We start from the raw sequence: 13130 nt of genomic DNA on the forward strand, positions 1-13130 counted from the left end.
CCTTCGTGATCCAATATCATCCGAACCGCACGGGCGCGAACCTCGGGTGAAAACTTGTTCGTTGTCTTGCTCATATCGGCTCCGCCTTCTCAGGAGTTGGAGCCTCCGACAATCCCGGGGCGGTTCACATCGCTTCGTCAACGACGACGGAGTCGGCGGTATCGAGGGCATGATCAACCAGCGCCCCGATCAGTTCGAGCGCGTCCGCGTCTGACAGGCCGTCGATCGTCGGTTTCGTGGCATCGGGATCGGTCATGTATTCCCCGTTTCGTCAGCTGGGCGCGGATCGGCCATCATGGTCCCGATCGACCACAGGCGCCATCTCCGGTGAGCAGCGCCGTCGGCGCGCTCGAAACATGGACCTTTCACCAACACGCAGCTGTCTCCATTGAGCACATGCACGCCATTGGCTCTCCGCACCTCCGATGCGTCAATCGCGTGGTATGGACTGCCCGGCAAGCACGTCGGCTTTTGTCATCCGGCTTACCCGCCCCGAACGACCGCAATTAGGGCGCACTGCTGCCCGGCCGCTCTATGAGAAATGAGTGTCCGGGTCCTGCGTGAGCGGCCGTTCATCGGTGGCCGGGGAACGTCGTGAACTGGTCGGGGGTGGCCGTCGGAAGCCTCCTGGTGCAGATGGCAGCTATAGCATGTCTGCCGCCTGAAAGTTGCTGTTCCGCAATCGGCCCAAAGGTTGTCGCCAAGCGCCCAGCCTGCGCGAAGGATGGCAATCAAAGGCCCGAAGCATGTCAAAGCATGCCACTAAAGCCACAAAAAAGTGTGGGACGAAAAGTGGGAGCGCTTTCGACCATCTTGTCGAGAATGGCGCTTTTGCGCTATTTTCCGCTTGACGATGGTGACCCCTACGGGAGCAGACAAACGGCGCTAACCAACTGAAGTTAAATGAATAATTACGAACTAATCAAGCTCGTACCAGCACAAATACCATCAATTTCAGAGCCGCAGCATCGGCAGCACCGTGAGCCGCAGTCGCGTTTGATCGACGATATAGCGGCTAATCAGAACCTGGCTCGCTAACGAGCCGCTGGCAACAGCAACTAGCGCCAGCGTTTCTGCGACAGTCCTCAAGCCTATACGTTCCGCCTGGGCACCGATTTCGGCAAGGCGCTGGCTGCCGGAACGGCTGATCGCGCGACAGCCTGTTTCAGCGATTCCCGTCAATTCGGCTGCCGCCTTCTCCACGACCGAGATGCCTGCCGGCTTGGCGTAAGGAACGGGTGCGCTGCGGTTGCGCCTCGAATATATTTGGAGGAAATCCGAGAAGCTGCGCTTCGGGGTGCTGGGTTCCTGGAAATCGAGCGAGCGCACACCATCCTCGCCGAAGAGCGCCATCGGGCGAAGTTCGAACGCCGCGCCGGCGACGGACGCCATGGCAATAACGGCACCGCTGAAGCCCGGGCGGAACACTGCAGATGCCAGGTGATCGAGATGCGCGGGGCGATCCGGGTCGTTGCCTAGCGACACGGCAAGCCATTGTCCGCCGCGATCCTCTAGAGGCCAGTGCAGTTGCTGGGTAAGATCGTCGAACCAAGGCCTCCCAGTTCGCTTTGGCCAAAGGACTACCGGCTCCTGCGCGGCAGCAGGTGCTGCCAGGCTCCCGACCAGCCGGGTTCGCAGGCGTTCGGCGAGCATATCCCAGCAATCGAATGCGCAAGCCCAGTCGGTGGACAGCGTGGTGGCGCCCGATATTTCCGGCGAACTTGCCGCGCTCGTCGAGAGACGGCCCCCAGGCGATCCCGCGACGCTATCGAACCAGAATTCGGCTCGCGACAGGCCGACGAGCGTCTGCCCGCCCCAGATCGCTTCCGAGGCGAAGGCATGTCGGGGATCGAAAAACGGATCCTGACCCGCACCGCGCGCTAGTGATGCGGTGAACCAGCGGTCGCATGCAGGATCGTAGAAATAGGCGACCGCGCCCCGCGCGCCGCCCTCCGCACGCCAGCTTTCGCCACCGGCGCCGTAGAGGTGGAGGGGCCCGACCTCGTCATAGGCCTGACGAACTGTTCCGATGAGCCCGGCGCGGCGCTCGGGATCACTGACGGCCGGCAGCGCGCGAACGAGGGCGTCCGCGGCGGCAATGGCGCCGAGGCACGCATCGGGATCGAAGCGAAAATCTCTCGTCCGGCGCTCGCGCAGCATACGCGCAATGCCCCGCAACATCGCGCTCAAGCGCGGCAACGAATCCGCCCGTGAGGATACAGACAGGGTGAACAGCCGCTCTTCCAGCGTCAGCGGTGCCAGAGCGAGGCCATTGCGGCACGCATCGGCCAGCGCATCCCGCACTTCGCCCAGGAAGGCCTCGTCGATGCTTGCCGGTGCTTTTTCGGCTTCGGCGGAAAGTTCGCTTACCGCCACGCCTGCCGCCTGGCGCACCAGGATCAGCGCGGCGGCGTGAAGTGCCTTGCGCCGCGCAGATGACGCTTTGGACACCATCCCTTCGATGCCGAGTCCGCGAAGATACCGGATCTCTACGTCTTCCCCGTGAAGCGTGATGACCAATGTGGCTCCCGCATCGGAGACTTCGCCGCCATTCGCTGCGATCTCCTGCGCGGCCCGCCATGCCGCGCGACCGGCGAAGCGGATCATCACGTCTTCCGGCAGCGCCGCAATTTCGGCGGTCAGGTTCGGCACGGCATCCTCTGCCGGCACCTCTTCCTTCTGCTGCTGGAGCAGGAGGACCGCGGCGATCCGGTGACGGCAAGTGCCGGGAGCCGGGCAGGTGCAACTCGCTTTCGCGGGACCACGCGCACCGATGCGAACCGTTTCTCCGTCCGCGGAGACGATGGCGGTCTCGCCTTCCCAGCCGCTGATCGATGCCTTTCCTTCTTCGACATCGCGCGCAGCCCGGCGAACAATGCCTTTGTTGGCCAGTGCGGCGAGCGCGGCTTCGTCGAACGCCATCAGGATCGCCGCGAGGGTCATTCGATGATGCCCGCGATCCATTCGGCGAAACGGTCCGGTGTCAGCGCGGCGATCTTCATGCCGGCATTGGCCAGAAGCTGCGCCGTCGCGCGGTCGTAATCGGGCGCGGCCTGATCATCGAGCGCGGCGAGCCCGATCAGGGTCACCCGCGCCGACGCCATCCGCCGCACCGCCGCGACCATCGGCGCAACGGGGCCGCCCTCGCAGAAATCGCTCAGCAGCACGAAGATGGTCCGGCTCGGTTGCTTGATCTGCTGTTCGCAATATTGGACGGCGCGGCCGATATCGGTGCCGCCGCCGAGCTGGACCGACATCAGCACCGAAACCGGATCGGCGACTTCGCTGGTCAGGTCCACCACTGACGTGTCGAACACGACGAGCCGCACCTCGACCGACGGCAAAGCGGAAAGGATCGCGGCCATCACGGCGGCATAGATCACCGATCCCAGCATCGACCCCGATTGATCGACGCACAGGATGATCGTCCAGGGAAGCTGGCGGCGCGAGCGCCCGGTGAAGCGGAGCCGATCGGCAATGATCCGTTTGCGATCGGGGTCATAGTTTTTGAGATTGTCGCGGATCGTCGCGCGCCAGTCGAAATCCTGAAGCCGCTTGGTTTGGCTGCGGCGGAAGCGATTGCGGCGGCCGGAAAAGGCGCGGTCGATCGATGGCTTGAGCCGACGGATCGTGTCCTCGACCACCTTGCGCGCGACTTCGCGGATCTTGTCCTGCACCGCCGGGCTTGCCCGTCCCTTGAAGGCGACGAGCGCCTTCAGCAGATCGCGATTGGGTTCGAGCGAATCCAGCGTCTTGGGATCGCTCAGGAGTTCGGTCAGGCCGAGCCGATCGACCGCGTGGCTCTGGAGCATTTCGAGCACCGAGCGCGGAAACAGCTCGCGCACCTCGCCGATCCAGTCGAGGGCGGAGAGGCGACTGGGGTCAAGGCTGCCGAACGCAGGTTTGTCTTGTCTCAGACCGCGCTGGGCAAGTTCGCGGGCGTAGAGATAGTCGAGCGCACGATCCATGCGCCGTTCGGACCCATCCAGCGCCGGACCGTCGAGAGCGGGATCGGCATAGCGCCCCAGCACCATCCGCCAGCGCTTGAGCTGCGGCGCATCGCCGCTCACAGCAAGCCATCCGCTTCGAGCATTTCGCGGACGCGCGCATCGGCGCGAAGGTTCGCAGCCACTTCGGCTTCAGGCAGATCGTGGCGGACGATCAGCGCCGCCGCATCCCCGCCATGCCGCCCCGCAACGGCGTGCGCCAGCCGGTCGATCTCGCGCGGATCGAGCGCGGCGAACGCCATGCGCAGGTGCGGCAGCAATTCGACAAAGCCGCCATCGTCGAGTGCCGACAGGACCTGATCCGCTGTCTCGATGAGTTCGGGCACACGCCACAGCAATTCGCGCGAGATTGCGATCACGCCGCGTAACCAGGCAATCCGGCGCGCCATCTCGGGATAAGCACCCCGCAACTCGCCCGAGAGCCGCGTAGCGAATTCCGTGTCGTCTATCCTGCCCGCAAGCAACGCCAGTGCCGCGACCGCGCCCGCCAGCGCCGGATCGAGTTCGGTGTCGAGCAACGTGGCTATCGCCTCGTCGAACAGGACCGGATCGAGCGCGCGCAAGGACTCGTCGGCAAGCCCGGTCGCTTCGCGAAGCACCACCAGCGCATCGAGGGTCGCCGCGATACGATCCTCTCCCGCGTTGGCAAGATCGGGCAGAAGGTAGAGCGCACGCCGCCACGTCGTGCCGACCAGGCTCTCGATCTCCGCGCTATTGTCGAACCCCAACGCAGCGCGGCCGCGCCATAATCCAATCAGGTCGCGCAGTGCTGCGGCGACCGAAGCGAGGTCGGCGTCTCGCACGATATCGGCTTCGATCACGGGCAACACCCGCTCCGCATATGCGGCTATGCCGGCCTGGCAGGCGGCAGCGAACAGATCGATGGCGGCGCTGGCGTTGCCGCCCATTCCCTGCGCTTCGAGTGCGGCGAGGCGGCGGTTGAGTTCGGCGGCAAGCGCTTCTTCGATCGTGTCACCGTCCGCCGCACGTTCGATCAGCCGGGCCTCGAACAGTGGCGACCACATGACCGACCAATGCTCGATCAACCGGTCGAGATCGACGCCCGAGCGAAAATCGGGGCCGCCGGTGCGCTGCGCGAACCCTGTCTCAAGGAACACCGTAGCATGTAGAAAGCGGCTCGCATCACGGTGGCGCGGTTTGCGGTAGATATCGAGTTCGCGATTGCGCCGTTCGCCATCATCGACGCGAAAGCCAAGCGCGCGTGCGCGCTGCCGGACCGCTTCGACCAGCGGCGGCGAACCCGCAGAAGCCGGGACGTCGCCGATTGCCGAGCCGGTGAGGAAGGCCACCAGTTCGGCCATCACCGGACTGGCGTCGCCGCCTTCCTCGCCCTTCAGGAAGGTCGAGCGGCAGGCGTCGATCAGGTCATCGCGCAACGGCCCCGGGCGTCCGCGAAGCTCCGCCAGCCGATGCGCGTTCTCCAGCGTCGCGACCAATATCGGCACCGCCGTCGAGACGCCGAGCAGCGCGGTGCGCAGATGGGCGGCGAAATCGGTGATCAACCGGTGCGCGAGCTTCTCGAAAGGGGCAGCTTCTCCTGCCGCCACGGTCTGCCACAGGCCTTCGTAATAGGCCGGGAGCGGAAGGCCCGCCCCATAGCCGGTCAGCGCGTTGAGCTGCCGGTAGCCATAGCGGATCAGATAAGGCGGGCGCTCCGCCTTCACGCGTGGGGGCGCAGCGACGTTGCCCAGTTTCGGTAGTGCGTCGACCAGTCCCGGCGCGTGAAAGCCGCCGACCACGGCGAGTATCGGCCCTTTGATCTCGCGCCGCGCCTGGGCGAGATGCGCGACCATCCGCGCCTCGCGGACGAGTGTGCCGTCCGCTTCCATCGTCTTCGTGGCAGTGCTTTCGCGCATATGGCTGCAATAGCGCCCGACATCGCCGAAGAACCGGCGCCAGTCCGCCTCTCCGATCCTCGCCTCAAACAACTGGTCCCAGACCTCGTTGCCATCACGGCAACCCAGGCGATCGGCCAGCGCCCGCACATAATCGCTGCTGTCGAACGCCCACTCGTCGAGCGCGAGCGGCTGTGCGGGATCAAGTGGATTCGAATCGTCCTCACGCATTGCCTTGTCGGTCGCCGACAGGTCGATGAAGCGGACCGGCACGCCGCGTGCCGCGCCTTCCTGGAGCGCGACATATTCAGGGCTATGCGCACAGAATGGGAAATAGCTCGCGCCGCGAACAGGCCCTTCGAGGATCGACACGATCGCGACCGGGGGCCGCGTCTCCGCATGCGTCAGCAATGGAATCAGCGGGTCATAATCGTCGGGCCCCTCAATCAAGATGGCGGCCGGACCGATCTCCGCGATCATGGCCTTCAGATGCCAGGCACAGGCCGGGCTATGGTGCCGGATCGGCGCGATGTGGACGTCGCACTCCAGGTCTGACAGCAGGATTGCCGCATCCTCGGGCATATAGGAGTTCGGGGCGAAGCTCAGGTCAGGCGCAGCGCGCGCGCCGCCTGATAGAAGTCCCGCCACGGCCCGCTCCGCGCCGAACGTTCCTTTACGACATGATCGAGATAAGCCTTGAAGCGCTTGCCATCCTCGGGCTCGTCCTTGATGATCACTCCCTGGATTTGCCGCGCCAGATGCGCGCCGGTGAGCTTGCCATTGTCCAGGAACGCCGCCTCCAGCGCCGCCGCATGAAGCACATTCACTGCCTCCGCGGTCGACATCACCGCTTCGGGCCGGGTCAGGCTCGCGCCCTCCTTCGTGCGGCCGGTGCGCAGATCCTGGAAAGTCTGCACGAGGATGTCCGCGACATCGGCACCCACATCGACCTTCACGTCGGCGGGGCCGAGCCGCTCGCCCAATTGCTTGAGCACCAGTTCGAGCTCGTGCGCCGGGTCGGCAATCGGATGGACCGTCTCGAAATTGAGCCGCCGCTTAAGCGCGCTCGACATCTCGTGCACGCCGCGATCACGCAAATTGGCGGTGCCGATGACGTTGAATCCGGGAATGGCGCGCACCGCCTGCTCGGCGCCAAGCTCAGGAACCGCGAGCGCCTTTTCCGACAGGATCGAGATCAGCGCATCCTGAACCTCAGGCGGGCATCGCGTAATTTCTTCGAACCGCACGATCTTGCCCGTGCGCATCGCCGTCAGCACGGGCGACGGGACGAGCGCCTTCTCGCTCGGCCCCTCGGCCAGCAGCAGCGCGTAGTTCCAGCCATAGCGCAGATGATCCTCGGTCGTGCCGGCCGACCCCTGCACGACAAGCGCGGAATCGTTGCTGATCGCCGCCGCCAGCAATTCCGAAAGCATCGATTTTGCTGTGCCGGGTTCCCCGACCAGCATCAGCCCCTGATTGCTCATCAGGCTGACGATCGCGCGATCGACCAGTGGATCGTCGCCATAGAATTTGCGGACGACCCCCAGCTTCGTATCGCCGAGAATGAACCGCCGCACCGCGCGGGCCGACAAGGTCCAACCCCGGGGGCGCGGCGAATCGTCGGCTTCCGCCAGCTTCGCCAGTTCGTCGGCGTAGCGTTCCTCCGCTGGCGCGCGCAGTGCGGTTTCGGTCACCATCCCGCCTTCTTCTCCCAAGCCGGATCAAAGCCGGTTCCGGCGGCGGCGATACGATGCAATGCTTTCCAGCTTTCGGCGAGAAGCACGGGCGGAACTTCCTTCAGTGGCACGCCGTTCCCGTGCCATCCTCCCCGCCGCAGCTTCACGAAAAGCAATTGCTGGAGCGCGGCGGGGATATTCTCCTCGGGCAACGGGCTGCCGGTGAACTCGATCTGCGCGACGATCTTTGCGGATTCGTAGCGGCGCTCATAGGTCATGAAGATCCCGCCATCCTCAGCCGCACCGCGCACGAAGCCGGCCTTGTTGGCGGTTCCGCGAAGCTTGAAGGTTTCGATCATCCAGCCGAGGCGATCGTCGATCGAGGTCTTGTCGCCGTCCCCCTCGGCAAGCTTGGGCAGGTCCTCTTCGAACTGTGCGAACGGAGAGGGAACTTCATAGTCGGAAAGATGCGTGCGCCATGCCGCCGCTTCGCTCACCGCGACCAGACTCGAATGCGCGAGTTGCACGTGCGCCATGGAGTCGATCGCGATTTCGCTATCGTTCACGTCGCTCAGCGTGCCGTCGTCGAGGGGGCGAAACTGCGTGCATTGCTTTCCGTCGTCATCGATCCCGATCCAGACCAGCCGGCGCACCAATCGCCCGACGATCGGGTGACGCAGCAAATACCGCTCCCAATCGTCGACCGACCAGCGCCGCTCAAGGCACATCGCTTCATAGAGCCGCTCGGTCTGTGCGACGACGGCCTGTTTGAGTTCCTTCCGCGCGGTGGCGACCTGTTTCTTCGCCTCGGCGATCAGCGGCTTTTCGTCTTCGTTGCGCGGGGCGGGCAGCGCCTTGGTGGGTTGCCCGGACGGGTTGAGCAGCACCAGAGCATCCTGCGCATCGAGCATCAGCTGAAACGTTCGGCCCTCTCCGCAATCCAACTCGCATGCGCCTCGCTCGTCGAGCCCGGCCGTCGGGATCGTGCGATCAGCTAGTTCCTCCGGTGTCCAGCCCCGGCGTTCGGCAATGCGTTCGATCAGCGCCGCGGCATGCTCCTGCACCGTCCGCGCCTTGAAGCGGTTCGCGGTGGAAAGCACGACCTGGATCGCCGCCGGCGCAGAACTTGCGGCCAGAACTTCGAGCAGCGCCTTGTCCTGCGAGATGCGAGCGCCATGATCCTTCAGGAAACTCCGCACCGCCGCGGCCGCATCCGCACCCTCGGCCAGGGTGGCCAGCGCGAGCACGCCCTTGCTGTCGTTCGCGCTGCCGAAATACTCACCCATTTTGGTGCGCTTCAACATCGCGAACAGCTTATCGCGGTCAGTCACATAATATTCCGCATAGCGCGGATTTTGCCGCACCGCCTGTTGGTTCTGGCTCAGGACCGATGCCACGTTGGCAGCGGCATAGGCATTGCCCTCATCCTCAGTGGGTCGTCGCGTGTCGTGCTCGATCCAACTCCGCAACACGAATAGACTCAATCGACGCGCATCCTCCTTCACGAGCCGGTCCAGCCATAGATCGAGCAACGCATTGCTCCCGGGCTGTTTCAGCTTGTGCGCCAGCACCACCCACCACCGCACGATCTTTGGATCAACAGCCTTTCCATCCTGCCAATGCAAGCGCGGCAACAGATCGAACGGAAACCACTCGAGGCCCTTTGTTGAAGCCTTGGCGAGCCCGGCTTCGGCGTCCTTCAACAACCCCTTCGGATCGAAGCAGTCCGAAACGTCGTCACCCAGCTTTTGGAGCGCAGTGATGATCGCGGCGCGCGCGATCTCGCTCTTCTCTTTTTTCAGCGCCTTGCGTAGCGCTGGGATGCCGGAAGTCGTGCCCCGTGCAGCAAGCCAATCGGCGGCGCCCGCACGAGCCTCCTGCTTGCCGTCGCCGAGCAGGTCGATGATCGCGACATCAATGTTCGGCGCGCCGCTAAGCAGGTTGCGCGCCTGCAACCGCAACGTCTTCTGCGATCCCGTGGCGATCGTCATCAGCGGGATCATGTAACGGTGCGGCACCTTGGGCAGTGTCTCGAGCAGGTCGAGCGCGTTCGACGCGTGCAATCCCGGCTGATGCTTCTGGGGAGCAAGGCCAAGAGCTTCGTCGATCCCGTCAAAGGCCTCTGCCACCTGAGGCCACAGCAAATCCCGGTCGACATTCGCGAGCGAGGCCTGCCACGCAACCTGCAGATATTCGACCGCGGGAGCCTTGCCGCCCATCTCCACCCACAAATCTGCGGCAATCTGGAAATCGACGCTGGTCTTGATCCGCCGTTGCAGCTCCTGCGCGCCGACATGTCCGAACCCGCCCCCGAGGATCGCGAGAAAATTCCAGTGCGCATCATGGCGGATGATCGCAACTAGGTGCCGCACGCTGACTTCGGGGCTCGCGTAGAACGCGGTGACGCCGCTCGCATCCCATTTCACATACTGGTTCGCCCATTGGAGGGCGCGCATTCCCTGGTTCCAGTTCTGCCGGCTCGTGGACTTTGCGCGGCCTTCCACAACATCGCGAAACGTCGCGAGATCTGCTTCGGAAATCAGTTGGTGCGTCCGGCTCCAGTGATGTTTTTCGTTTTTATTCGCTTCCCGCAATGCACGCAGGTTTGCGTTATAGCTTTCGACCGAAGGACGAAGCAGATCATATACCGCGCTGGGCAGGCGCTTCGGTTCCGGCACCGGTTGCCGCGCTGGCAAGGCAACGGTCGACCCATCAAGCGCGACATATCCGCGCTCCCATGGCCCGACCGCCGGTTTTGGACCTTCGCCAAGTGCCACGTTGCCCAATGCGCGGCTGAGTGCGTCCTTCGGGCGCTTCTCCGCTTCCCCCTCATTCCAGCGCTTGAGCAGGGCGGCGGAGTCAGTGCCTAACGCACCGAGGGCCAAAGTTATGAGTTCGACGCGGATGCCGGGATTCGACTTCGAATATCTGTCGTCAAGCGCGGCAATCAGCGCATCGCGCGGTGCAGCCGTCAGCGCCTTCATCGCTGCGGCTCTCACCGTTTTGGCGACTGAAGTTCCGTATTCGACCAGGAGATCGAGATAGCGTTCAGCCAGATCGAAACGGCCGATCGCATGCGCCAGTTCGACACGGCCGGGCGCATCGAGGTTCGATTGAAGCTCGGTTACCAAAGCGACGTGCGAGCCAAGCCAATCGGCGACGCCACCGAACATCTCGGTGCTGTGCGTGGTCCCATAGGATACGCCCGGCCCCGGATGGAAAAGCACATCCAGCACGGCGGAGGCATCAGCACCTCCCGCCACCGCCAGAGAAGCAAGTCGGTCCACGGAGCAGAGCGCCTTGGTGCGATTGTTGCCGGCATCTCTCGATATTGCGTGACGGAACCAGTCAGGCGCGTTTTTGGTTCCGAACGTTCCCCAATGCCCTCCCTGAGGCAGCGGGTCGAGCGCAGCCATCGCCTGACCGAAGCGAACGAGGACATTGAGTTCCACACCGCCGTCGGCCAGCATGTGCACTACGGGGGAGGAGCCGCCGCCATATCGGCCCGGCCTGTTCTTCCAAGTCGAGACCGCTGCAGGGGTTCCGAGCGTAGACAGGACCGACCCACCATCGCCAATTCCGACGAACGTGACGGTTTTGCGCATCAGGCCCGGACTTGCCCGGTCCAGCACCGCAAAGTGCTTCTCCAGCCGCGCATCGCTGAATCCGGCCAATGGCCCAGCGCCAAAAATCACACTGAACAAGCGCCGCATCGACGATCCCCCTTGGTCTCGACTGTAATCGACAGCCGGAACCAAGGGCTAGCACTATTCCGCACTCAGACGCCCGGCCACACGACAGGTTCGATTTGGCCTTCCCGTTAAGGGCTAGCGGGGCGCATAGTCCCAGCCGAGCGGGGGAGATGAGCAATTGGCCTACGAAGAGCTGAATGTCGGCGATCTGCGCGTAAATCAAGCAAACGACCGACACGGTGAGGTCGGCAGCGAAGACCTCGCTATTGCTGAGTTGTTCCGGTTACATGACGCGCAGATGCGGAATCTTGCTGCTGACATCGCGACCGTTGGCGCGGTGTACGACCCGCCTCTCGTTATGCCGACCGACGACGGCTTTGTGGTGTTCGACGGGAATCGACGAATTACGTGCCTAAAGCTCCTGCTCGATCCAGCGCGCGCTCCCACAGCGGATTTGCGGGTGCACTTCAGCACCCTGCGCGACGGGGCGAATGGGAATATCCCAGCTCGGCTGACTTGCCAGATCGAGGACGATCGCAATCTGATCGATAGCATTCTGTTTCGACGGCACACCGGTTCGCAACGAGGCGTCGGACAACTCGACTGGAATGACCGCGCAAAGCTTAACTTCGTGGAGCGCACCGGACAGGGCGGTGGGATCAACGTCGCGGCGGAGGTCGAACGCCTGCTGGCCGAGGCTGATCGCCTTCCTGAGGGGAATATCCCGTGGTCCACGCTAACTCGGTTGCTCTCATCCGAAGAGTTTCGCAATCGAGCCGGTGTCAGTACGGCCGGTCGGCGCTTTCGCCTCACGCACGATCATGGAGCCGTTGCCGACGCCCTGCACCGAATAGCCAGCGATTTGGCCAATCAAGTCATCACGCTCGGTGATCTCTGGAATAACGAGGGCAAGCGCGCCTACCTCAATAGGTTGCAGGATGAAGGTGTTCTGCCGGCCGAGAACGAGCGACTGCCAGAACCGGTCGCTGCTGGCGGTGCAGTCCGCAATCCGCGAAGGAATCCGCCGCCGCCGCGACCACCTCAGGCGACATTTATCCCGCCAGATGCGCCGCGGATCCAGTGGATCGCCGCGCAGCAAAGGGTAAGGGCGATCTGGGAAGAACTGCAGTCGCTTACATTACGCGAGCATCCAAACGCGACCTCGGCGTTGATGCGTATCCTGATGGAGCTTTCGGTTGAGAGCTACATTGCAGAACACGGCTTGAACGTGCCGGACAATCTGTCGCGGAAGGTCGGCGCGGTATCGGCTGATCTGCTACAGCGACAGATTATCGACCGCGCTTATTTCGATGAGTTGGAGCGCATCAGGCTCAACGATCAACTGATCTCGGTCGCGAGTATGCAGCGCTATATCCATTCGCCGGATTTCGGACCGATGGAGAACGAGCTGAGGACGTATTGGGTCAGACTCGGGCGATTTCTCGTGGCAACGCTAAATCGCTAATCGTTGGATTGCAGCGCGGGTATGGAGTTCCAATGACCATCATCAGACGCATGTTTGGGTTCCCCGGCGGGGGTTCCACTCCGGCGACTTTCTCGATCGATCCGGCAACGAAGACTGCTGCTGAGCGCGTAGAGCGGGATGGGCATTGCGCCTGTCTGGCGTCGCGAACCAAGAAGGGCGCTCCGAGCGTGCCGAACCTTCATTCGGAAGCGCAGGACACCAGCGCGCCAGGATGGGTCGCACTTTTGGAGCTTGTGGAGAGCGATAGCGCTAGGAACACCAGCCTATTTGAGCCCTCTGCGGTCATCCTGAGCTGCTGCCGGTCCCATGGACACCAAGTTAGGCTACATGCGCTTGCCGCTCGAAGTCCATGGGGCTGAGATAGCCCAGCGTCGAGTGCCGGCGCGTCGGGTTGTAGAAGCGCTCGATATAAT

General features: G+C 63.5%; 8 protein-coding genes. 1 reads left to right on the forward strand and 7 read right to left on the reverse strand.

The window, feature by feature from the left end:
* Positions 1 to 124: 124 nt before the first annotated feature.
* The 6 genes from EWE75_RS26095 to EWE75_RS22635 all read right to left on the reverse strand — a co-directional run bounded on the left by EWE75_RS26095 (position 125) and on the right by EWE75_RS22635 (position 11252).
* A complete protein-coding gene (locus tag EWE75_RS26095; RefSeq protein ID WP_282432728.1) occupies positions 125 to 256 on the reverse strand; it encodes a hypothetical protein in 132 nt (43 codons plus the stop codon).
* 698 nt (positions 257 to 954) lie between these two features.
* The gene (locus EWE75_RS22615; RefSeq protein WP_130160335.1) at positions 955 to 2943 is read right to left on the reverse strand and encodes an SWIM zinc finger family protein; all 1989 of its coding nucleotides are present in this window, start codon (positions 2941 to 2943) and stop codon (positions 955 to 957) included.
* Positions 2940 to 4070, reverse strand: coding sequence for a VWA domain-containing protein (locus EWE75_RS22620; protein ID WP_206364852.1), 1131 nt, complete (start codon positions 4068 to 4070; stop codon positions 2940 to 2942). Before EWE75_RS22620 ends, EWE75_RS22615 begins: the two co-directional genes overlap by 4 nt.
* On the reverse strand, positions 4067 to 6511 hold the full coding sequence (locus EWE75_RS22625; RefSeq protein ID WP_130160336.1) for a DUF5682 family protein: 2445 nt from the start codon (positions 6509 to 6511) through the stop codon (positions 4067 to 4069). The genes EWE75_RS22620 and EWE75_RS22625 overlap by 4 nt, the downstream gene beginning before the upstream one ends.
* Positions 6466 to 7560 carry an ATP-binding protein gene (locus EWE75_RS22630; RefSeq protein WP_130160337.1) on the reverse strand — a complete coding sequence of 365 codons (1095 nt, stop codon included), beginning with the start codon at positions 7558 to 7560 and terminating at the stop codon, positions 6466 to 6468. The genes EWE75_RS22625 and EWE75_RS22630 overlap by 46 nt, the downstream gene beginning before the upstream one ends.
* The gene (locus tag EWE75_RS22635) at positions 7554 to 11252 is read right to left on the reverse strand and encodes a DUF4132 domain-containing protein (protein ID WP_130160338.1); all 3699 of its coding nucleotides are present in this window, start codon (positions 11250 to 11252) and stop codon (positions 7554 to 7556) included. The genes EWE75_RS22630 and EWE75_RS22635 overlap by 7 nt, the downstream gene beginning before the upstream one ends.
* Positions 11253 to 11409: 157 nt before the next feature.
* Here EWE75_RS22635 and EWE75_RS22640 point away from each other — a divergent pair, with 157 nt between their 5' ends.
* Positions 11410 to 12696, forward strand: a complete 1287-nt coding sequence (locus EWE75_RS22640) for a ParB N-terminal domain-containing protein (protein WP_130160339.1) — start codon at positions 11410 to 11412, stop codon at positions 12694 to 12696.
* Positions 12697 to 13035: 339 nt separating this feature from the next.
* On the opposite strand, the gene EWE75_RS26195 is transcribed toward EWE75_RS22640, so the two are convergent.
* Positions 13036 to 13130 (reverse strand): IS3 family transposase (locus EWE75_RS26195; protein ID WP_345789387.1); only part of this gene is annotated, 95 nt, incomplete at its 5' end.

The organism is Sphingomonas populi, assembly GCF_004208535.1.
GTDB classification, from domain to species: domain Bacteria; phylum Pseudomonadota; class Alphaproteobacteria; order Sphingomonadales; family Sphingomonadaceae; genus Sphingomonas; species Sphingomonas populi.

Coding starts and splice junctions, on each gene's coding strand:
- EWE75_RS26095 (WP_282432728.1), bottom strand. CDS start 256: ATGACCGATCCCGATGCCACGAAACCGACGATCGACGGCCTGTCAGAC.
- EWE75_RS22615 (WP_130160335.1), bottom strand. CDS start 2,943: ATGACCCTCGCGGCGATCCTGATGGCGTTCGACGAAGCCGCGCTCGCC.
- EWE75_RS22630 (WP_130160337.1), bottom strand. CDS start 7,560: ATGGTGACCGAAACCGCACTGCGCGCGCCAGCGGAGGAACGCTACGCC.
- EWE75_RS22635 (WP_130160338.1), bottom strand. CDS start 11,252: ATGCGGCGCTTGTTCAGTGTGATTTTTGGCGCTGGGCCATTGGCCGGA.